Origin of the sequence: Luedemannella flava (genome assembly GCF_039528515.1) — a bacterium.
Taxonomy (GTDB): Bacteria; Actinomycetota; Actinomycetes; order Mycobacteriales; family Micromonosporaceae; genus Luedemannella; species Luedemannella flava.
This window is the reverse complement of the sequence record NZ_BAAALT010000003.1, coordinates 210,864-232,109: the sequence shown is the minus strand read 5'-3', so window position 1 is coordinate 232,109 and position 21,246 is coordinate 210,864. Positions and strand designations below refer to the sequence as shown.

Annotated in this window: 19 protein-coding genes and 1 pseudogene; 7 read left to right on the top strand and 13 right to left on the bottom strand. The window is 71.5% G+C overall.

The features are described 5' to 3' along the window. Nucleotide 1 precedes the first annotated feature (1 nt). The 3 genes from ABD211_RS01470 to ABD211_RS01460 are packed head-to-tail and all read left to right on the top strand — an operon-like array spanning nucleotide 2 to nucleotide 4,220. The gene (locus ABD211_RS01470) at nucleotides 2-1,879 is read left to right on the top strand and encodes an ankyrin repeat domain-containing protein (RefSeq protein WP_344125308.1); all 1,878 of its coding nucleotides are present in this window, start codon (nucleotides 2-4) and stop codon (nucleotides 1,877-1,879) included. After that, the gene (locus ABD211_RS01465) at nucleotides 1,876-3,051 is read left to right on the top strand and encodes an AAA family ATPase (protein ID WP_344125306.1); all 1,176 of its coding nucleotides are present in this window, start codon (nucleotides 1,876-1,878) and stop codon (nucleotides 3,049-3,051) included. The genes ABD211_RS01470 and ABD211_RS01465 overlap by 4 nt, the downstream gene beginning before the upstream one ends. Further along, nucleotides 3,048-4,220, top strand: coding sequence for a vWA domain-containing protein (locus ABD211_RS01460; RefSeq protein WP_344125391.1), 1,173 nt, complete (start codon nucleotides 3,048-3,050; stop codon nucleotides 4,218-4,220). Before ABD211_RS01465 ends, ABD211_RS01460 begins: the two co-directional genes overlap by 4 nt. Here ABD211_RS01460 and ABD211_RS01455 read toward each other — a convergent pair. After that, the gene (locus ABD211_RS01455) at nucleotides 4,217-4,462 is read right to left on the bottom strand and encodes a hypothetical protein (protein WP_344125304.1); all 246 of its coding nucleotides are present in this window, start codon (nucleotides 4,460-4,462) and stop codon (nucleotides 4,217-4,219) included. The two genes, ABD211_RS01460 and ABD211_RS01455, sit on opposite strands and share 4 nt — an antisense overlap. 65 nt (nucleotides 4,463-4,527) lie before the next feature. Between ABD211_RS01455 and ABD211_RS01450 the strand changes: the two genes are divergently transcribed. Then, complete coding sequence (locus ABD211_RS01450; RefSeq protein WP_344125302.1) at nucleotides 4,528-4,803, top strand: methyltransferase family protein; 276 nt, start codon at nucleotides 4,528-4,530, stop codon at nucleotides 4,801-4,803. Nucleotides 4,804-4,954: 151 nt separating this feature from the next. Here the strand turns inward: ABD211_RS01450 and ABD211_RS01445 are convergent, their stop codons facing one another. Continuing rightward, nucleotides 4,955-7,003, bottom strand: coding sequence for an AAA family ATPase (locus ABD211_RS01445; RefSeq protein ID WP_344125300.1), 2,049 nt, complete (start codon nucleotides 7,001-7,003; stop codon nucleotides 4,955-4,957). 146 nt (nucleotides 7,004-7,149) lie between these two features. Here ABD211_RS01445 and ABD211_RS01440 point away from each other — a divergent pair, with 146 nt between their 5' ends. Continuing rightward, complete coding sequence (locus ABD211_RS01440) at nucleotides 7,150-7,686, top strand: calcium-binding protein (RefSeq protein WP_344125297.1); 537 nt, start codon at nucleotides 7,150-7,152, stop codon at nucleotides 7,684-7,686. 25 nt (nucleotides 7,687-7,711) lie between these two features. Here ABD211_RS01440 and ABD211_RS01435 read toward each other — a convergent pair whose 3' ends face one another. The 11 genes and pseudogenes from ABD211_RS01435 to ABD211_RS01385 form a co-directional block, all read right to left on the bottom strand. Beyond that, the gene (locus ABD211_RS01435) at nucleotides 7,712-9,742 is read right to left on the bottom strand and encodes an alpha-glucuronidase (RefSeq protein WP_344125294.1); all 2,031 of its coding nucleotides are present in this window, start codon (nucleotides 9,740-9,742) and stop codon (nucleotides 7,712-7,714) included. Then, nucleotides 9,732-11,732, bottom strand: coding sequence for a beta-galactosidase (locus tag ABD211_RS01430; RefSeq protein WP_344125292.1), 2,001 nt, complete (start codon nucleotides 11,730-11,732; stop codon nucleotides 9,732-9,734). Before ABD211_RS01430 ends, ABD211_RS01435 begins: the two co-directional genes overlap by 11 nt. Nucleotides 11,733-11,802: 70 nt before the next feature. Then, the gene (locus tag ABD211_RS01425; protein ID WP_344125290.1) at nucleotides 11,803-12,489 is read right to left on the bottom strand and encodes a hypothetical protein; all 687 of its coding nucleotides are present in this window, start codon (nucleotides 12,487-12,489) and stop codon (nucleotides 11,803-11,805) included. Further along, nucleotides 12,482-12,778: a GH39 family glycosyl hydrolase gene (locus tag ABD211_RS01420; protein ID WP_344125288.1), complete on the bottom strand. Its 297-nt coding sequence runs from the start codon at nucleotides 12,776-12,778 to the stop codon at nucleotides 12,482-12,484. Before ABD211_RS01420 ends, ABD211_RS01425 begins: the two co-directional genes overlap by 8 nt. 1 nt (nucleotide 12,779) lies before the next feature. After that, nucleotides 12,780-14,432 (bottom strand): ABC transporter substrate-binding protein, encoded by a 1,653-nt coding sequence (locus ABD211_RS01415; RefSeq protein ID WP_344125286.1) that lies wholly within the window; start codon nucleotides 14,430-14,432, stop codon nucleotides 12,780-12,782. Between the two features lie 33 nt (nucleotides 14,433-14,465). Then, on the bottom strand, nucleotides 14,466-15,344 hold the full coding sequence (locus tag ABD211_RS01410; RefSeq protein WP_344125285.1) for a carbohydrate ABC transporter permease: 879 nt from the start codon (nucleotides 15,342-15,344) through the stop codon (nucleotides 14,466-14,468). Then, complete coding sequence (locus tag ABD211_RS01405; RefSeq protein ID WP_344125283.1) at nucleotides 15,338-16,144, bottom strand: ABC transporter permease; 807 nt, start codon at nucleotides 16,142-16,144, stop codon at nucleotides 15,338-15,340. Before ABD211_RS01405 ends, ABD211_RS01410 begins: the two co-directional genes overlap by 7 nt. Nucleotides 16,145-16,635: 491 nt before the next feature. Next, nucleotides 16,636-17,094: a Crp/Fnr family transcriptional regulator gene (locus ABD211_RS01400; RefSeq protein WP_344125281.1), complete on the bottom strand. Its 459-nt coding sequence runs from the start codon at nucleotides 17,092-17,094 to the stop codon at nucleotides 16,636-16,638. Between the two features lie 23 nt (nucleotides 17,095-17,117). Then, nucleotides 17,118-18,512, bottom strand: a complete 1,395-nt coding sequence (locus ABD211_RS01395; protein WP_344125279.1) for an NAD(P)(+) transhydrogenase (Re/Si-specific) subunit beta — start codon at nucleotides 18,510-18,512, stop codon at nucleotides 17,118-17,120. A gap of 3 nt (nucleotides 18,513-18,515) precedes the next feature. Continuing rightward, a complete protein-coding gene (locus ABD211_RS01390) occupies nucleotides 18,516-18,812 on the bottom strand; it encodes an NAD(P) transhydrogenase subunit alpha part 2 (protein WP_344125277.1) in 297 nt (98 codons plus the stop codon). After that, nucleotides 18,809-19,057: pseudogene (locus ABD211_RS01385) on the bottom strand (hypothetical protein); the annotation flags it as partial. The pseudogene ABD211_RS01385 and the gene ABD211_RS01390, both read right to left, overlap by 4 nt. Nucleotides 19,058-19,174: 117 nt before the next feature. On the opposite strand from ABD211_RS01385, the gene ABD211_RS01380 reads away from it, so the two are divergent. Next, the gene (locus tag ABD211_RS01380) at nucleotides 19,175-19,351 is read left to right on the top strand and encodes a hypothetical protein (protein WP_344125312.1); all 177 of its coding nucleotides are present in this window, start codon (nucleotides 19,175-19,177) and stop codon (nucleotides 19,349-19,351) included. After that, on the top strand, nucleotides 19,348-21,237 hold the full coding sequence (locus tag ABD211_RS01375) for an ankyrin repeat domain-containing protein (RefSeq protein WP_344125310.1): 1,890 nt from the start codon (nucleotides 19,348-19,350) through the stop codon (nucleotides 21,235-21,237). The genes ABD211_RS01380 and ABD211_RS01375 overlap by 4 nt, the downstream gene beginning before the upstream one ends. Nucleotides 21,238-21,246: the final 9 nt, after the last annotated feature.

The window sequence follows — 21,246 nt, the reverse complement described above, 5'->3', positions numbered from 1 at the left end:
CGTGAGCCCACCCGAGGGCCGCTCCGCTCGCAGCGTCTTCGTCAACGCCAACGCGACCGGCTGGCTCGCTGCCCGCCGGTACGGCATGCCGGCGCGGATGGTGGCCGGGGCGACCGCGCGGCGCGAGGCCGGGGACTGGCGGGGCGCCTGCGCGGCCGCCCGGTTCGACGTCCATATCGACCTAGCGGACGTCGCCGACCGGCACGGCAACGAGATCGCGGCGCGGCTCACCGACGACCTGCGCCGCCTCGCGCCCGACCTGGTGCGGTGGCACCTGCCGCGGCACGCCGCGGGCGGCTCGGGCCTGCTGTTGCCCCGCTGGCGGGTCGCGCTGGCCTGGTACTGCGACAGTCTCGCGCTGTACGTGCGCAACCCGGTGGCCGACGAGCGTCCCCAGGTCCCGCAGCTGCATGTCGGCGACCCCCGGACGCGTCAGCCGTTGGAGGACTGGGCCGGATCGCGGTACCTGTGGGACGCCCACGCCACCCACCTGCTGCTGCCCCGGTTCGGGGGTGACCGGGCACCGTTCTTCGCCCGCGACGGGCGCCCGTACCGCGCCGACGCCGCCTCCGATGACCCGGTGGCGCTCCTGGAACGGGTCATCGACCTGCAGGACGAGGGCCGGATCGGGCAGGCCTGGGAGATCGCCGGCGTCACGTCCGACCTGCAGCCGAGCGACGAGTACGCCCGACGTTCGCCCGAGGCGGCCTTTCCCGAGGCGTTCAGCGCGATGGTCCCGGTGCTGGTGCCCGTGGTCCGACAGATGCTGGAGCGGCCGTCCGGGCCGCCGATGGTCATGGTTCGGGGCACCAACGACTGGGGTGGGCAACGCGTGCTGCTGTCCCTCGGCGCGCCCGGACAGCTGATAGCGACCCATCGCCACTGGTCCACCGCCGACGTCGAGAACGTCCCCCGCCTGGACCGGCCGCTGTGGCAGCGACCGGCCGACCTGGAGCTGCTACGCACCGGACGGATCAGCAGCGACGAGGTCCACCCGCTGGTTCGGGCCGCGCTGTTCCCGGACCAGCCGGACCCCGGCTACCACCCGCCCGCGCCGGCTCTGGACGTGTCGGCGGTCCGGGTGCGCTGCGGCAGACAGTGGCACCAGGTCGGCTGGCGCGACGGGCGGCCGTACACCCATGAGCACACCGAGGAGGAGGGACGCCGCGAACGCGTCCTGCGCGCCCTCGGCGGCGAGGCACCGGCCTGCGTCAACGCCGTCGACGCCTGGCACGGGGCGACCAGGTCCCGGCTGCCCCGGCCGCTGAAGCAGCTGCGCTGGCACGCGGTCGCGGCGATCACCCATGGCGACACCGACACGTTCGTCAGCGTGCTCGACATGGGCGTGGACCCGAGCGGTCTGCGCGACCGCTGGGACGCCGGACCCTTGCACCACCTGGTCAAAATCGGCGGGGTGACGCTGCTCAACCGGCTGCTCGCCGCCGGCCTCGACATCAACACCCGCGACCTGTTCGGCCGCACCCCGCTGGCCGGGGTGCTCTACGACGGCGGCTCCGCGAGCCTCTTCCACGCGCTCATCGCCGCCGGCGCCGATCCGCTCACCATCGACCGGACCGGCGGCAACCTGCTGCACGTGCTGCGCTCGCCGGACGCCGCCGAGATCGTGCCGTGGCTGGTCACGGCGGGCGTCGACGTGAACCGTCAGAGCACGCAGCGGTACACCCCGCTCATGACCCAGGTGCAGGTCGACTCTCCGGCGGAGGTCATGCGGGCGATGCTCGCGGCCGGCGCCGACCCGGCCGCCGGCGATACGTACCGGCGCCAGTCGCTCCGCTACATGATCGATAACTCCAAGCGGGACGACCTCGACTTTCTTCGCGCCGCCGTTACCGCCGCTTACGACCGGAAAGAACAATGACCAGCGAAGATCAGTTGATGTTGGCCGACACGTTGGTGCGGCGCATCCGGGGCGCGCGCACCGAGCCCGCCACGAGCAGTCAGGCCGACGCGTTGGCGCTGGCCGTGGCAGCCAACCTGCCCGTCCTGCTGTGGGGCGAGCCGGGCATCGGCAAGTCCGCGACGCTCGAACAGCTCGCCGCCGCGCTGGCGCTGCCGCTGGAGACCGTGATCGCGAGCATCCACGAGCCGAGCGACTTCTCCGGGCTGCCGATCATCGGGGAGGACCCGGCCAACCAGGGCGTGCCGATGGCGCCGCCGGACTGGGCGGTGCGCGTCGCCCGTATCGGCAAGGGTCTGCTCTTTTTTGACGAGTTGTCGTCCGCGCCGCCGGCCGTGCAGGCGGCGCTGCTGCGGGTGGTGCTGGAGCGGCGCGTCGGCAGCCTGACGCTGCCCGAGCAGGTGCGCATCGTGGCGGCGGCCAACCCGCCGGCCAGCGCGGCCGACGGCTGGCACCTGAGTCCGCCGCTGGCCAACCGCTTCGTGCACCTGAACTGGACGCACGACCCGCGGGTCGTGGCGCGCGGCCTGTCCGGGACGTGGCCGGCGGTGACCGTGCCGACGATCAAGCCGGAGCGGGTGGACGCGGCGCTCGCGCGCGCCCGGGGCATCCTCGCCGGCTTCCTCACCGCGCGGCCGGGCCTGGCCCACCACATGCCCGCCGACGCGCAGGCCCGGGGCCGCGCCTGGCCGTCGCCGCGCACCTGGGAGATGGCGTTGCGGCTGCTGACCTTCGCCGACGCCTGCGGGGCCGACCGGGAGCCGCTCGGCGCGGCGCTGGTCGGCGCGATCGGCGACGGCGCGGGCATCGAGCTGCTCACGTTCGCCGAGGAGCTCGACCTGCCCGACCCCGACCGGGTGCTCGCCCGGCCGGAGGCGTTCGCGCTGCCCGAGCGCGGCGACCGGCAGCTGGCGTTCCTCACCGCGGTGGTCGCGGCCGTGCAGGCCAACACGAGCCAGCAGCGGTGGGAGGCCGGCTGGGTCGTGCTGGCCAAAGCGGTCGACGCGGGCGTGCCCGACGTCGCCGCCCGGGCCGCGGCCGACCTCGCGGCCATGCGCGACCCGCGCTGGCCGGCCCCGCCGCAGCTCGACGCGTTCGTCAACATCCTCGCGCTGTCCGGGGCGCTGGTCTGAGCGCGCTGGACCGCACGAAGCTGCTGGCGGCCCGCTACCGGGCGGCCAGCGACCGGCCGTACCTGGCGTCGGCGCTGTACACGCTCGCCGTCGTGCCCTCCGAGATCGTGCCGACCATGGCGGTGGACCGGCTGTGGCGGTGCTACGTGAACGCCGGCTTCGTCGACGGCACGCCGGTGAACGAGCTGGCCGGGGTGTGGATCCACGAGGTGTCGCACCTGCTGCGCGACCATCACGGGCGGGCCGAGCGGCTGCCCGCGCAGTTGCAGGGCGACCGTGCCCGGGTCAACCTCGCCCAGGACTGCGAGATCAACGACGACCTGGTCGCCGACGGGTTGGCGCTACCGCGCGACCACATCCGGCCGGCGACGTTCGGGCTGCCCAATGGGCTGCTGTTCGAGCAGTACCTGCCGGACATCCCTGCGCAGCCGCCATGCCCGCGCTGCGGCTCCGGCGTCTACGGCGGCGTGGAGCCGTGGGACCTGGGGCCGGACGGCGCGGCGACGTCGGTGTCCCCCACCGAGGCGGACGCGATCCGCCGGATCACGGCCGACGCGATCCGGTCCCACCAGCGCACCCGCGGCTCGGTGCCGAACGGCTGGCGCCGCTGGGCCGACGAGGTCCTCGAACCCACCGTCGACTGGCGCCAGGTGCTGGCCGGCAACGTCCGGCAGGCGGTCGCCTGGGCGGGCGGCGCGGTCGACTACACGTACCGGCGGCCGTCGCGGCGCTCGGCCAGCCAGGCCACCGTCGTGCTGCCCAGCCTGCGCCGCCCCGTGCCGTGCGTGACGATCGTGGTGGACACCTCCGGTTCGATGTCGGACGACGACCTCGCCGAGGCGATGGCGGAGGTCGCCGGCGTGCTGCGCGACATCGGCATCCGCGGCAACCGGGTCACCGTCCTGTCCTGCGACGCGGCCGTGCACGTGGTGCAGCACGTCTCCCGCGCCGAGGAACTGGAGTTCTCCGGCGGCGGGGGCACCGACATGCGCGAGGGGATCACGGCCGCGCTGGCGCAGCCGCAGCGCCCGGACGTGATCGTGGTCCTCACCGACGGCTTCACCCCCTGGCCCGACGAGCCCGTCGGCACGCGGGTGATCGCCGGCCTCATCGGCGGGGATCCGCCGCCGCCGCCCTCCTGGATCGAGTCCGTCCGCGTCAACGACTAGTGATGCCGGCCGGAGTTGCCCTTCTTCAGGCGCATCGAGTCCGACTGGTTGACCATGGTGGCCGACCGGCTCGACCGGGCCCGGTCCGCCATCGCCTGCTCATGGGCGGTTTCACGGGCGGACGCCTGGTGCGGGCGGGCCTGTGGAGCACCCGGCCCGGCCGACAAGGGCTCCTCCTCGGCGGCCCTCGCCGCGTGGTGCAGGACGTCCGACGGCGGGGTGAGATGCCTGCGATTGGACATATGAGAACGCTACTCGGATCCGCCGCGTTGTACCCCGTGATCTGCGAATCCTCCGGCCAAGAGCCATGCGGACGTTCTCGCCCCGTCTGTGGGCGGCTGCCGACCTGGTGACGCCGATGGCCATCCGCGTCGCGGCGACGTTGCGGTTGGCCGACCACATCGCGGCCGGCTCCGTCCCGGCCGCGACCGCGGCCGCCGTGACGGACGCGGACCCGGACGCGTTGGAGCGCCTGATGGGCCACCTGGTGACCGCCGGCGTTCTGGTCCGCACGACGACCGGCGGGTATGGCCTGACGGCCCTGGGACGACCTGGCGTCCGATTCCGAGCTGTCCCAGGCTGATCGGACCCCCGATCGATGAGCTCGACCTGGCCCCGCTGGCTTTCCAGAAGATCCGCCGACCCCGGGCGTCGGGGATGGACGACGCCACTCCAGCCCGTGGGCCCGTCTCGAAGTCGCTGACAGCAGTGGTGACCTGTCGGCGTGCTACCGCTCACGCTCGAACATCGAACTGCGCTCGGCGCACCTCACCGATCTCCACGGTCCATAGCAGCTCGGTGAGGTGATCGACCGCCCTGGCGAGATAGCGGCGGTAGGTGCTCATCGGCAGGCCGAGGACCTCGGCCGCGGCTTCCTGGGTGGGGGCCGCACGTAGATAGGTGCGGTGCAGGACAGCGCGGAGCTGGTCGCCTTTCGGCTCGTCGCCGAGGCACGTCACGGCGTTTTCGATCGTGGCCCGGAGTTGGGCGACGTCGGGTCCGGTAGCGGTCGCCGCGAGCGCGGAACCCATGAGCGGGTTGGCGGCGAGGTGATCGGGTCGGTGCAGGGTCTGCAGCGCCGTACGGATCGCGACGGCGAAGCGGGCCCGGTCGAGCGCGGGCGGGCGCATGATGGCCGCGGGCGGCGGTCCGGTGTCGCCGGAGTGCCCGCGTTCGCGCATCAGGTCGAGCCAGTCCTCGACCGGCACGCGTCGCCAGTCGATGCCGTAGACGACATGCTGCAGGCCGTCGACGTCCGCCTCGGTCAGCCGGGTGAAGGCGAGGTACTCGAAGAAGGGCTCCCAGTACCCGATGTCGACGGTGGTGGCGAACGACCAGGCGAGTGGGCTGGTCGACCATTCGATGATGCTCGACACGCTCGCGACCAGCACCGCGTAGAGGTCACGTTGATGTTCCCGCGCCCCGGCGAGGAACCGGGTGATGTCGACGTGTTCCCCGGGACGGACCGGCCCCTCCCGCGCGACGTGGTCGAGCACGGCGCGCACGACCGGGTCCCGCTCCTCCAGCGGCGAACCGGTCGGGCACCGCAGGTGGTGGGCGAAGCCGGCGACGTCATCGCCGGTCCGGACAACGCTGAGCCGCTCGGGTTGTTCGCTGAGCCAGGCACGGGCGAACCGGGCGCTCGTCGGCCCCTCGAACTTCTCGATGATCGCGCAGATCTGGTCGTGTTCGTCGGGACGGGCCGGCACCACCGCGGCGGAGCCCTGGGCGCGAAGCACGGAGATCGCGGCCGCCAGCGGGCCTTTTCGGTGCAGGAAGTTCAGCTGTTGGGCATAGGGCTGCCGGTCAACGCCGGTGGCGGCTCGCAGGCCGGCCAGTGCGTGGGCCTGAACGATCCGCCGATAGGCGGCATACCGCTCGGGCGAGCGGCGTTCGAACTCGGCGTCCAGCACATCGCGGGCCAGGTCGTGGATGAACAGCCCACGCGGGCCGGCCGTGACGAACGGCTGCCGTGCCAGCCACTGCCACACCACGGCAGCGTCGGCGCCGACCACCTGTCGAAGCAGGTCCTCGGTCGTCAACCACGCGAGGGCGCAGGTCGCGAGACCGATCAGATGGGCCTCGCCCGGCGTGTCGCGCAGGAACGACGCCAGCAACGCCGAGACCAGGTCGGGTACGTCGGCCAGCGTGTCAGGTACCTCGCCGGTTTCGGCAAGGTCGGCGAGCAGGGCCATGGTCAGGGGATGGCCGCGCCCGAGTCGCAAAAGATGCGGCCGGACGGACGGGTCGACGCCGGCGTGGGCGAGGAGTTCGAAGCTCTCGGCCGGGACCAAAGGATCGAGGCGGTGGACCGCCACGAGGTGCCGCCATCCCGGGTCGGTACGCCAGGGGGCGGCGGGCGGATCCCGGCCGGCCAGGACGACGACGTTGTCGGCGCTCAGACCGGGGACGAACACGTCGCGCAGCCAGACGTCGACCGGGGCCATCTGCTCATAGCCGTCCACGAGCAGGACGGCGCCGGCGGGCAGCGACGCGACCGTGTCGTCGCCCGGGCGAAGGCCGAGAGCAGTGGCCATCCCCTGGGGCGACGGGTCGATATCGCGACCGTCGACGTGGATGACCGGCCGGCCGGCCGCGAGGGCACGCGCACGCAACTCCAGCAGCAGGGTGGTCTTGCCGATGCCTCCTTCGCCGTGCACGAACAGCAGTCGCTGCGGCGATCGCTTGTCGAGGGCGTCGTCGAAGCTGGCCACCTCACGACGGCGCCCCACGAACCGCTCCCGCCTGGCGTTGTCCAGCAGGTCGCCGAGGCGCGTGGACATGCCGTCACCTCCCGTTCGTCCGGCACCAGCGCGATTTCATGGTCCGCCCACCCGCGGCGTTTGGACAGTGACTGGCAGCAATGTGACCTGGAGAGTGAACACCCGCGCGGCCGATCCTCGGGTATCCACACGAGGAGGGCAGCACCATGACACGAACGTCGACCAGACTCGGCGCTATCGCGGCAACCTGCGCGCTGGCAACGGCCGGCCTCATCGCCGTGAGCCCATCGCCGGCCTTCGCGGTCGTTCCGGACAACTGCGGTCCGTACTCAGGCGGGAACGTTCCTGCCGGGTACGCCGTACGGGACCTGACCGTTCTCGGCCCTCTCTACAACGGTGCCAATGAGCCGGGCCCGGTGTTCGTGATCGGCAGCAGCCAGGCGGACACCATCGTCGGCAGTGCTTTCAACGACGCCATCTGCGCGCGGGGAGACGACGACTTCGTCGACGGCCTCGGCGGCGAGGACGAGATCTACGGCGGCAACGGTGCCGACGTGATCTACGGCGGGGAGGACAGCGACTTCATCAGTGGCGGACCGCAGGGCGATGAGATCCACGGCGACGCCTTCAACGGCGGCGGCAGTGGGAACGACGTGATCCAGGGCGGCGACGGCTACGACAGCGGGGACGGCGACGCCGGAGTCAACTCGTGCGTGGGCGTGGAGTTCCGCACCAACTGCTGAGATGCCGGTCGTCCACCAGCGAGACCTAGTGGATGTGCCGCCCCCGGGCGTCGGGGATCCCGGACTTGCGGAAGAAGTACGCATTGATCTGGTCGCGCCACTCCTGGGCGCAGCGCACCTGCTCGTCCAGGAGTTGCGCGACCCGCGCGTGCCGGGCGGCGTTCACGAAGTCGGCGATCTCGGCCCAGCGCCGGCGCATCTCCACGACCTTGGTGACGCCGTCGAAGTGCGTGTCGTAGATGTGCTGGATGAGCGGCAGCCCGCTACGCAGGACGTGCGAGTACGGCACGTGGTGGAAGAAGAGGAGCAGCTCGTCGGGGCAGGACGCCACCGACTCGTAGACGTCGCGCCACGGCGCCGGGTACTGGCCCGTGTATCCCGTCCCCGAGGCACGGGTGCGGTCCACACCCACCCCGTCCCGGTCGGCGAAGTGGTAGGTCCCCCACGGCGTGTACTCGTACCCGTCGACACCGGGGCCGTAATGGGATCCCGGGTTCACCATGAATCCCACGCCCAGCGGGGCCGTGTAGGACTCGTAGACCTGCCATGACGAGTCCATGATCTCGTGCAGCGCCGACCGCAGCACGGACGGGCACGGCGCGAAGGTCAGTGAGATCCACTCGTCCAGGACGTCCAGCGGGTCGAGGAACGGGTCCCACGCCAGCCGGCCGAAGGCGTACAGGTTGGCCTGGGCGAGCGGGTGTCCGGTCCAGAACGGGTCGTCGCCCACGTTGGACACGGCGACCAGCCCGCCGCCGTCGCCCGCCACGGACGCGACCGCCCGCCCGTCCGGCCCCCATGGCCGGAACCGCAGGATCGAGGCCCACAGCGGCCCGAGATAGCACACGTGCCGCTGCTGGCCGGTGTACTCCTGCGTGACCTGCAGCTCCACCGCCACCGAGGTCGACGGCATCGCGGCGATGACGGGCGAGACGGGCTCGCGGGTCTGGAAGTCGATCGGACCGTACTTGACCTGCAGGATCACGTTGTCCGCGAACTGGCCGTCGAGCGGCGCGAAGTGGTCGTAGGCCGCCCGCGCGCGGTCGGTGGTCCGGTCCCGCCAGTCCTGGCGGTGGTTGTAGACGAACGCCCGCCAGTGCACGACGCCGCCATGGTCGGACAGCGCCGCGGCCAGCGCGTTCGCCCCGTCGGCGTGGGTGCGCCCGTACCCGAAGGGACCGGGCTGCCCCTCCGAGTCGGCCTTCACCACGAACCCGCCGAAGTCGGGGATGGTCGCGTAGACGTCCGCGACCGCCGAGGACCACCACTCGCGGACACGAGGATCCAGCGGATCAGCCGTTGGCAGACCGCCGAGGACCATCGGCGACGCGAAGCTCACCGACAGGTGCGTGCGGATCCCGAAGGGCCGCAGTACATCGGCGATGGCAGCGACGTCGCCGAGCCGGTCGGTGAGCAGCCGTGCCTCGGTCGCGTGCACGTTGACGTTGTTGACCGCGACCGCGTTCACCCCGATGGCGGCCAGCAGCCGGCCGTACTCCCGTACCCGATGAAGGTCGCGTGGCTCGCCGGCGCGCCAGAAGATCGACCCACCCGCGTAGCCGCGCTCCACCTGCCCCATCACCGGATGGACGTCGATGTTGTCCCAGTGGTCCAGCATCCGCCGCGCCGACGCGGGCCGGTGGACCTCCAGCGGGCGCCAGCCGTCGAACGCCGCCTCGCCGAGCCGCGCGACGTGGAACAGCCCGTAGAGCAGCCCCGCCGGCCCGTCGGCCACCACGACCGTGGCGCCGGCGGGCCGGGCGAGGGCATACCCTTCCTTACCTAGCGGCTGCCCGGGCGCGATCTCCGCACGAACGGCCGCTGCCTCCCCAGGCAGACAATCAAGATCAGTGAGTACGAGCAGGAGATCGGCGCCGTCCGCGTCCGGACTGCCGGCCGTCCCGTGCCAGACCCGACCACCGTAGCGTGCGCAGGCGCGCGTGACCTCATCGACCACGGTGCGCACAACCGGGCCGTCGCCGCCGCACACCACGACGCGCCGGGTGCCGATCGCCCGGAACGCCTGGTCCGGCAGCCACGCGGGGTCAGTCTTCACGGAGCACCAGCACCCCACCGGGCGGGAGCCCGATCGGGTCGCCCGCCTCAACGCGACCGCCGGTGAGCAGGTCGGCGCCGCCGGCGCGGGCGACGATGTCGACGGCGTCGGCGCCGTGGTTGAGCAGGAACCGCAGCCGGGTGCCGTCCGCGGCGACGCGCGTGGTCGTCTCCAGGTCGGGCACGTGCGGGTACGGGCCGCGCAGGTCGTGCCCGTCGAGCACCCGTTCCACGACCCAGGACACACCGGCCTGGTCGAGCCCGGCGCCGACGTACCAGCCGTGGCCGGCGCCGAACGCGTTGCGGGTCACGGCCGGCGTGCCGGCGTAGAAGTCGGCCCCGTACGTGCCGACGACCTCGGCGCCCTGCGGGACCACCAGCTCGAACAGCAGCCTCGAGGCGACCGTCGCGCCGCCGAGGGTGACCGGGTTGACCACGTCGGCCCCCCGGGCGTCCCACTCGTCGACCCGCACGCCCAGGAGCGGGCCGAGCGGCCCGGGCACGTCCGTGCCGAAGGCGTTGTTGTTCTCGTCGGCGCGCCCGGACAGGAACGTGGTCAGCACGGACCCGCCCCGGTCGGCCACCTGCTCCAGCCGCGCCGCCAGGTCACCCTTGACCATGTACAGCGCAGGGGCGACGACCACGTCGTACGACGACAGGTCGGCGGCCACGGGCAGCACGTCCACGTCGACGCCCGCGTCCCACAGCGCCCGGTAGTAGGCGAGCACCACGTCGAGGTAGCGAACCAGCCGCGACGGACCGTCGGTGATCTCCAGCGCCCACCAGCTGTCCCAGTCGAACAGCAGCGCCACGCCTGCCGGCGTGCGGGCTCCCAGGGTCGCGTCGCCGAGCCGCGACAGTTCCGCGCCCAGCGCGGCGACCTCGGTGAACACCCTCGTGTCCGACCGGCCCGCGTGCCCGATGACCGCGCCGTGGTACTTCTCGCACGCCCCGCGCGAGGCTCGCAGCTGGAAGAACAGCACGGCGTCGGCGCCGTGCGCGACGGCCTGCCAGCTCCACAGCCGCATGATCCCGGGGCGCTTGAGCGGGTTGACGTCGCGGCAGGCGGTGAAGCTCGGCGTCTGCTCCATGAGCCAGAACGGCGCGCCGTCCTTGAGGCCGCGCATGAGGTCGTGGGCGAGCGCCATCCGGGCGTGGGACCGGTCGTCGGGCGGGTAGTTGTCCCACGACGCGAAGTCCAGGTGCGGCGCCCACCGGTGGTAGTCGATCGGCCGGTACAGCCCCATGAAGTTCGTGGTCACCGGGATGTCCGGGCTGGACTCCCTGATCGCCGCCTTCTCGTCGATGAAGTTGGCGAGCAGCGCGTCGGAGGTGAACCGCAGGTAGTCCAGCGTCATCGTGGGGAACGCGGTGTGGTCGGGGCCGCGCCAGTGCTCGGTCAGCGCCGACGGCGGCTCGATCTGCGCCCAGTCGGTGAACGTGTGCGACCAGAACGTCGTGTACCAGGCCTCGTTGAGCGCGTCGAGGCTCCCGTAGCGGGCGCGCAGCCAGTCGCGGAACGCCTCGGCGCACAGGTCGCAGTAGCACGCCCCGCCGTACTCGTTGCCGACGTGCCACGCCACGACCGACGGGTGCGCGGCGTAGCGCTGCCCGACCCGGCGGGCCAGTTCGGCCGACAGCCGCCGGAACACCGGCGAGCTGGGGCAGGCGTTGTGCCGCTGCCCGTACCGGTGCCGGCGGCCCTCGAAGTCGGTGCGGTTGACCTCGGGATGGGCGCGGGCGAGCCACGGCGGCAGCGCGCCGGTCCCGGTGGCCAGGCAGACCGCCCGCCCCTCGGCGGCGGCCCGCTCCACGACGCGATCCAGCACGGCGAAGTCGTAGACGTCCGGCCCGGGCTGCGTCGACGCCCACGCGAACACCCCGACCGTGACCGTGTCGATCCCGGCCAGGTCGAACAGCTTGTAGTCCTCGTCCCACACCGTCTCGGGCCACTGCTCCGGGTTGTAATCGCCCCCGAAAAGCACCTTCATGCCGCCACCTCGCTTCGCGAGGCGACGGCATGAAGGAAACCTGCGCCGATGATTCGCTCGCGACGCTCGCTCATGCCGTGAACTCCCGTCGGACCGCGTCGAACAGGGGCCGGCTGTTGCGCAGCAGCATCGCCACGAACACCGAGCCCAGCAGGGCCGCGACGGCCTCCGACGAGACCCACACGACGCCGCCGGCCACGATGAGAAGGCAGGCGTTCGCGAGCGTGACGCCGGGCGTGCGGGTCAGAAAGTGCCCGGCGAGCCGCGCCACATCCCGTCCCCGGAACGCGAACAGCGACGTGATGACCAGCGCGTTCGTGGTCCACAGCGACGCCCCGGCCCCGACGAGCGCCAGCAGCACGGCCCACCACCCGGGCAGCCCGGTGGCCCTGAAGTTGGCCAGCCCCACGGCCACGATCGCGAGCCAGACGAGCGCCGGGACCCAGACCTTGAGCACGCCCACGGCATTGAGCCGGTACCCGCGCCAGAACGCCGCCGCCGGCCGCAGGTCGGCCACGTCCGCCCGCCGGTGGTGCAGGGCGTAGACGGCGGCGGACAGGGCCGGGCCCAGCGGCAGCGCGCACGCCGCGACGAGCGGCAGGTTGCTCACGTCCCGGTCGAGCAGGACCAGCACGACCAGCCCGGGCGCCGCGGTGACCAGCAGCAGGATCTCGACGACGAGCATGGTGTAGACCGTCGCGGCCGCCCGCGACAGCGGCCCCTCCCCGAACTCGCGCACGCCCGCGATGTTACTCATGCCCGTGCCCCAGCAGCCGCGCGTCCTCGTGCCACGGCGGCGTCTCGTCGACGACGGCACCCAGCTTCCGGTATGCGTCGATCACCTGGTCGACGTACGTGAACGAGTACCGGACGCCGTCGCAGAGCAGCCCGTGCCCACGGATGTACCGGAAGCCGATGTCGGACTGGACGAGCGCGAGCGAGTCCTGGTAGTCGCGACGCAGGGCGAGCTCGAACCGGCCGGTGCCGACGCAGAACCGCCATGCGTCGGACAGCCGGCCGGTCGGGCCGTCGGGGACGATGATCAACTTAGCCGTGTTCCTTCTTGTAGCGCTCGTAGGCGCCGTTGACCAGGTTCACGTACTGCTCCATGTTCTTGCCCTTGAGCTCGGCGACGTAGGCGTCCCAGTCGGTGAGCGGCCGTTGGCCCAGGATGAACTTGAGCGTCTGCTGGTTCACGTGGTCCTTGAGGCCCGTCTCCCACAGGGAGGCCTGCTCACGCTCGTCGGCGTTGAGCGGGTGCGGGGGCGGCTGCGGCAGCGTGCGCCGCGCCGTCATGACCTTCTGGAACTCCTTCTCCTCGGGCGAGAACTGCGACTCGAGGTGCTGGGTGCTGCCGCCGTAGGCGAACACGCCGTTGGCGAAGCCGTACTCCACCTGGAGGCTCTTGGGCGCGCCCGCGTTGATGCCGGCCCAGGTGATCTCCGGGTTCAGCTTGAAGTCGTTGGTGGCGTAGCCGCCCGTGTAGGTCGTGCCCTGCACGCCCCACTTGGCGAACATCTGGCCCTCGTCGGAGTACCACAGCCAGTCGATGAACTGCAGCATGGCCACGAAGTTCTTGCTGTCCCTGGCCTTCGCGGAGATCATGATGCCGTTCTCGAGGCGGGTGCCCTGCTTGACGGCGCCGAGCGGGCCCATCGGCTGCGGGATCTTGATGACGGTGGCGCCCGCGAGCTTCTCGATGTCCTTGCGGGCCTCGTTGACCAGGGTCTGCGCGTTGCAGCTGATGACGAACGACTTGCCGCTGGCGAACTTCTGCCGCGCGTTGTCGTCGGTCTGGGTGAAGCTCTCCGGGTCGAGCAGCTTCTCCTTCACCAGCCCGTTGAGGTACGTCAGCACCTGCTTGTACTGCTCGGTGGCGCCCGTGTACGCGAACTTGCTGGTCGCCGGGTCCCACTGCGCCGGCAGCCAGGCCCAGCCGGCCCAGGTGCCGTAGTTCTGGCTCGTGATGCTGAGCAGGTTGTTCGCGCCGGGGTTCGGCGGCGTGCTCCAGCGGTCGGAGAACGGGTAGTTGTCCGGATACGCCGCCCTCATCGTGCGCAGCATGGCGGCCACGTCGTCCCAGGTCTGCGGCGTGGCGATGCCCAGTTTGGTCATGATGTCGGTGCGCACGGCCAGCGAGTAGTCGATCCACACGTCCTCGTGCACGCCCGGCAGCAGGTAGAACTTGCCGTCGGCCTGACGCCACTGGTCAAGGTCGCCGTTCAGGTTCCACTTGGCGATCTTGTCCTTGAAGTGCGGCATGTAGTCGAGGTAGTCGCTGACGGGCAGGATGGCGCCGCCGGCGATGTACTGCTCCTCGTCGGGGTGGTACGTCTTCGGGATGATCGCGGGCGCGTCGCCGGCACTGATCATCACGGACCGCTTCTGGTTGTAGTCGCTGCCCGGGATGACGGTCGGCTCCAGGGTGACGTTCGTCCGCTTGGTCAGCTCGGAGAAGAAAAGCCACTCCTTCTTGTACGGATATGCCGCGTTCGACAGCAGCATGATCGGCAGGGTGATCGGCTCGGTGGCCTTGAACTGGTCACCGACCGCGTACTTCTCCATGGCGCCCGCGCGCTTGTCGTCGAGGTTGCCCCCGGACTCCTCGCTGTCGCAGCCGGCGAGCGCGCCGCCGACGACCGCGGCGGCACCCGCGACCCCGGCGGCGGCCAGAACCTGCCGCCTCGAGAGTGTGGACATGACGGCTCCCTTTCGGTGGATTGAGGGGTGTCGCTATCCCTTGACGGCGCCGAGCATCACGCCCCGGACGAAGTACCGCTGGATGAAGGGATAGACGAGCATGATGGGCAGGACGGTGAGCACGATCGTCACCGCCTGGATGTTGGCCCCGATCTGCAGCGCGGTCTCGCTGGCGGTGCCGATGTCGGACCCGCCGGTAGCGCCGGCGATCAGGTTGCGCAGATAGACCGTGACCGGGAACAGGTCGGTCCGGTCGAGGTAGAGGAACGCGCTGAACCACGAGTTCCAGAAGGTCACGGCGTAGAACAGGACCATCGTGGCGATAACGGCTTTCGACAGTGGCAGCACGATCCGCCCGAAGATCCCGTACGTGCTGAGCCCGTCGACGGCCGCGGCCTCCTCGAGGTCGACCGGCAGGCTCTCGAAGAACGCCTTCATCACCAGCAGGTTGAACACGTTGATCGCGTTGGGCAGCACGATGGCCCAGATGGTGTTGCGCAGCCCGAGCCCGCTGACGAGCACGTAGTTGGGGATCAGACCGCCGTTGAAGAACATCGTGAACAGCGCGACGCCGACGAGCAGCCCGCGCCCCTTGAGGTGGTGCTTGGACAGCACGTACGCGTAGCAGGTGGTCAGGACCATCGCGATGGCGGTGGCGACGACCGTGTAAAGAAGGGTGTTGCGGTAGTTGGTCCAGAACACCGGGTCCGACATCACCGTCTTGTACGTGGTGAGGTTGAACCCCTTCGGCAGCAGGTTCACCTGCCCGGACCGGATGTAGTGCTCGCCGCTGAACGAGCGGGCGAGGACGTTGCCGAAGGGGTACAGCGTCACGACCACCACGCCGAGCAGGATCACCGTGTTGACGACGTTGAAGACCCGGGCCCCCCGGCTCTGCCTGATCTTCACCACAGGCTCGCTCCCACCGTGCGGCGGGAGATCGTGTTCGCGCTGAGCACGAGGATCAACCCGATGATCGACTCGAACAGGCCGATGGCGGCGGCGTAGCTGAACGACCCGGAGACCACACCGACCCGGTACAGGTACGTCGAGATGACGTCCGCCGTGGGGTAGGTCAGCGGGTTGTACAGCAGCAGGATCTTCTCGAAGCCGACCGCCATGAACGTGCCGATGTTGAGGATCAGCAGGGTGACCGCCGTGGGCCGGATGCCGGGCAGCGTGACGTGCCAGGTCTGGCGCCAGCGGTTCGCGCCGTCCATGCGCGCCGCCTCGTACAGGTTGTCGTCGATCGTGGTGAGCGCGGCGAGGTAGAGGATCGTGCCCCAGCCGACCGTCTGCCAGACCTCGGAGGAGACATAGATGGTGCGGAACCATTCGGGCTGCTGCATGAACGGGATCCGGTCGTGGCCGACCGCCTGCAGCGCCTGGTTCACCACGCCGTCCATGGACAGGATCTGGAAGATCAGACCGGCCACGACCACGATGGACAGGAAGTGCGGCAGGTACGACACGGTCTGCACGAACCGCTTGAAGAACCGGCTGCGCACCTCGTTGAGCAGGAGCGCCAGCACGATCGGCAGCGGGAACAGGAAGAGCAGGGTCAGCACGCCGAGCAGCAGCGTGTTCGTGAAGACGTGCCAGAACGTGGGGTCGCCCAGGAACAGCTTCACGTACCGCAGGCCCACCCAGCGCTCGCCGAACAGGCTCCCGCCGGGCGTGTAGCGCCGAAAGGCGATGACGTTCCCGAGCATCGGTACGTATCGGAAGATGGCGAAAAACAGCAGGGGCAGGAGCGCCAACGAGTACAGCCGCCAGTCCCGTCGAAGGGCCCTTCGCCACGTCAGCCGCCGCGGCTTTGGCAGCTCATTCGCCATTTCAGCCCTTCTGTCCAGGCGCCGAGCCACGCCGGCCGCGCCGACGTGGCTTCGAAAGTTTCGTAAAATCTAAATTGCCTGGCCGCAAATTAATCGACTCATGCCCATGCGTCAAGGAGTCTCCCGCGCCGGCGGCACACCGTTTCGCCCAGCGGCACAGCGTCAGCGACGAGCGGTTATGGGAGATCGAGAATGGATCTGTGCGGTCCAAATAGGATAAATAGATCGAGGTCACATGCAGATTGTTCAATATATTTGCCCACGGTGCGGTGCGTGTATGACGCTTTCCTGTCCCGCCGCACACCTAACTGCCCAATGAGCACAGAGCGGGTGCCACCTGACGGATCACCTGCTGCGCGGTCAGGCCACTAACGCACCACGTCAGGCAGGCGCGACCGAGTGGCCTGCAGCCGATCCAGCATCACGGCGAGGAACCGGCGGCTCAGTTCGTACCCGAGCGCCGGGTCGCGGTCGCACAGCCGCAGCACGCCGGCCGCGTCGAACTCGATGGCCTGCGTCGGCGCCACGGCCACCGCGCCGAAGTGCCAGGTGCGGGGCACAAAGAGCCAGGACCAACCGAGCACCGCACCAGGGCCCAGCGTGTCCACCACGACCTCGCCCCGGCCGCGCACGGTGGTGTCCAGCGCGACCCGGCCCTCGACGAGCAGCCAGAAGCGACGGGCCGGGGTGCCCTCGTGGAAGAGCCGGTCGCCGGCGTGCCGGGCTGACCGGCACGCGTGGTGCGACATGGGCTCCAGCCACTCGACCGGCAGTCCCGCGAGGAACGGATGCGCGGCGAGCCGGTCCTGCATCGTGTCGATGACCATGATGTCCTCCTCTGCGCGGGTGGTCAGCTCACGAAGGTGCGCACCGCCGCGGCCAGCGCGGCCAGGCCCTTCTTGGCGTCGGCGAAGTACATTCCGGTCGCCGGTCGGGTGTAGAGCTCGTTGTCCAGTCCGGCGTACCCGTGGCCCATCGAGCGTTTGATCACCACGACGGTCCGCGCGTGGTCCACGTTGAGGATCGGCATGCCGGAGATGGCGTTGCCGGGGCGGCGGGCGGCCGGGTTCGTCACGTCGTTGGCGCCGACGACGAGCGCCACGTCGGCGCGCGTGAACTCGGGGTTGGCCTCGTCCATGTCCAGCAGTTGCTCGTACGGCACGTTGGCCTCCGCGAGCAGCACGTTCATGTGCCCGGGCATCCGGCCGGCCACGGGATGGACGGCGTAGGTGACCTCGACGCCGTGCGCGGTCAGCACGTCCGCGAGCGCGGCCATCTCATGCTGCGCCTGGGCGGCCGCCAGCCCGTACCCGGGCACGACGACGACCTTGGCGGCGTAGGCGAGCTGGATCGCGACGTCGTCGGCGGTGACCGCGCGCACCGGACCGCCCGCGGCGCCGGCGGTCGGCGCGTCCGCGCCCGTGCCGAAGCCGCCGACGATGATGTTCGGGATCGACCGGTTCATCGCGTCGGCCATCAGCTTGGTGAGGATGCCGCCGGAGGCGCCGACGAGCGCGCCCGCGATGATGAGGACGGTCTCGCCGAGCACGAACCCGGCCATCGCGACGGCCGTGCCGGTGAAGGCGTTGAGGAGCGAGATGACCACCGGCATGTCGGCGCCGCCGATCGGCAGGACCATGGTCACGCCGAAGGCGAGCGCGGCGGCCGCCAGCAGCGCGAGCGCGACGGCGCTGTCGGGCGCGACGGCCAGCCAGGCGCCGGCGCCCAGCATGGTCACGCCGAGCGCGGCGTTGACGACGCGGCTGCCCGCGAACACCACCGGGGCGCCGGAGACCATTCCCTGCAGCTTCGCGGCCGCGAGCAGCGAGCCGGTGAAGGTCACCGCGCCGATCGCGATGTCGACGGCGGCCGGCACGCCCACCCTGACCGTGAGCGCCTCGCCGGGTCCGATGAGGTCGCTGACCGCGAGCAGGGCCGCGGCGCCGCCGCCGACGGCGTTGAACAGGCTGACCAGTTGGGGCATGGCCGTCATCCGCACCGACCGGGCGGCGTAGAACCCCGCCGCCGAACCCGTGGCGGCGCCGGCGACCAGGACGAGCCAGCCGGTCGCCGTGATGGTCGCGTCGCGCACGATGACGACACCCGCGCCGAGGACGGCCGCGCCCATCGCGCCCGCGGAGAGCAGGTTGCCGGCGCGCGCGGTGGCCGGATGGTTCATCAGGTGCAGACCCAGCACGAAGCAGGCCGCGGCGGCGAGCATGACGTAGCCGACCAGGGTGTCCATGCCTCAGCCCTCCGGGGCCCGACGCGAGCGGAACATGCCGAGCATGCGGTCGGTGACGACGTACCCGCCGACCACGTTGGCCGCCCCGAACGCCACGGCCAGGAACGCGACGACGTAGCCGACGGCGTCGTGGGCGGACGCGGCCACGTACAGGGCGCCCACCAGCACGACCCCGTGGATCGCGTTGGCGCCCGACATCAGCGGGGTGTGCAGGGTCGCCGGGACCTTGCTGATCACCTCCACCCCCACCAGCAGGCTCAGGGTGAAGATGGTGACCGCCGTGAGCAGGTCCGGGCTCATCGGGTTCCTCCATTGGGGAGCCGCGCCGCGCCGGCGTGGGTGACGACCATGGCCGAGGTGATCTCGTCGGTGAGGTCGATGGCGAGTTCGCCGTCGACCACCAGGTGCTCCAGCACCGCGACGATGTTGCGGGAGTATGCCGTCGACGCGGCCGGGGCCATCGTGGACGGCAGGTCGGCGGCGCCGATGAGGGTCACGCCGCCGTCGGTGACCACGGTGGCGTCCGGGGACGAGCCGGCCACGTTGCCGCCTCNCTCGCGCTCGCCGCCGAGGACAACACGGTCGGCGACGAGGTCGCGGCGGCGCTGGCCGCCGCCCTGCCGGGCAGCGGCCTGCGGCGCCTGGACCTGCGCAACACCGGCGTGACCGGGCGCGGCGCCCGGCTGCTCGTCGCCGCCCTCGACGCGGGCACCGACCTCGAGCTGCTGGGTCTCGGCACCGGCGTGCCGCGCCGGCTCAAGCGGGTCGCCGCCGTCGCCCTACGTCCTGCCACCCCGGCCCCCGAGGACATCATGGCCATCGCGAGCGTGTACCGATGACGGACAAGACCCTGGCCCGGCGCGCGTTCGTCGACCACAACGCCACCAGCTGGCTGACGGCCCGCCGGTTCGCGGTCCCCGCCCGGATGGTGGCCGGGGCCGGTGAGCGCCGTCTCGCCGGCGACTGGCGGGGCGCCTGCGCGGCCGCTGGCGTCGACGTCGCCATCGACCTGCCGGACGTGGCCAACAGGTTCGGCGCGGAGGTGGCCGGCCGGGTCGAGGACGACCTGCGCCATCTCGTGCCCGATCTCGTACGGTGGCATCTGCCACGCCGGGGCCGGGACGGCATGGGCCTGCTCACGCCCGATCGGAAGATCCGGCTCGCCGCCTACGGCGACGTCACGCTGTACGTCGTCACGCCCGCCCACATCGAGCGCCCGCAGCGGCCGGAGCTGCGCCTCGCGCCGCTCCCCCTCGCCCGGGGGCGCCAGGACGACTGGATCCAGGGCCGTTACCTGTGGGATGCGCGCGAGACCCACCTGTTGCTGCACCGGGTCGGCGGCGGCGACCGGACGCCGTTCTTCGACCGCGACGGTCGGCCCCGGGCCGCGGATGGCGTGGACAACGACCCGGTCGCGCTGATGGAACGGGTCCTGACCCTGCAGGACGCGGGCGAGGTCGAGCAGGCGTGGGCCGTCGCCGGGGTGCCGGCGACCTTCCCGGAGGCCAAGCGGCGGTGGGGCGACCCGGGCGCCGATGACCAGTTCCCGGAAGGGTTCGGGGCGATGGTCCCGGCGCTCGTTCCCGTCGCCCGACGGCTGCTGAACGGGCCGGACGCACCGGACGGGATCCTGCTGCGGCCGTCCTTCGGCTGGACGTCGCCCGTGCTGCTGCGCCTGGACGACGGCGAACTGCGGGCGTCGCGGGCGGACCGGAACACCCGCGACATGCTCGAGCTGCACCGGGTGCACTGGCAGCGGTTCCCCGACGTCGAACTGCTGCGCACCGACCGGATCACGACCGCCGAGCTGCACCCCCTGGTGCGTGCGGCGCTGTTCCCGGACGAGGCCGACCCGGGCTACCAGCCGCGCGTGCCGTCCGTCGCCGCGACGGCGGTGCCGGTGCGCTGCCGCGGGCAGTGGCACAAGGTCGGCTGGCGCGACGGGCGCACGTACACCCACGACCACACCGAGGAGGAGGCGCAGCGCGAGCGCGTCATGCGCGCCCTCGGCGGCGAGGTGCCCGGCTGCTTCACCGTCGCCGAGACCTGGCAGGGGTCGACCACGGCCCGGCTGCCCCGGGCCCTGCGCGAACTGCGCAGCCACGCCCTGACGGCGCTGGCGCACGGCAACGCCGACGAGTTCACCCACCTGCTGGACGTGGGCGTCGACCCGGTCGGCGTGCGCGACCGGTGGAACCGGGGGCCGTTGCACAAGCTCGCGAAGCTGCACGGCGACCAGGAGGCGCTGCTCAAGCGGCTGCTCGCCGCCGGCATGGACATCAACGGCCGCGACGGGAAGGAGCGCACCCCGCTCGCCGCCGCCCTCTTCGACGGCGCGTCCGCCGACCTGGCCCGCGCCATGCTGGACGCGGGTGCCGACCCCCTCGCCGTCGACATCGCCAGCGACTCGACGCTGCACCTGCTCCGCTCGACCGAGGCCGACCGTATCGTGCCGTGGCTGGTCGAGGCGGGCGTCAGCCTCACCGACACCGACGAGTACGGGCGCCCGCCGCTCCTGGCCCAGGTGCTGACCTCCGCGCCGGCCGCCACGCTGCGGGCCACCCTCGACGCGGGCGCGGACCCCAACTGCTCCGACGAGTACACCGAACAGACCATTCTCGAGATGATCGACCAGTACGACCGGGACGACCTCGACTTCCTGGTGGCCGCGGCGAAGGCGGCCGGGGTGGCGGAGCCCGAGTACGCGGACGACGACGATGACTGACCCCCGGGC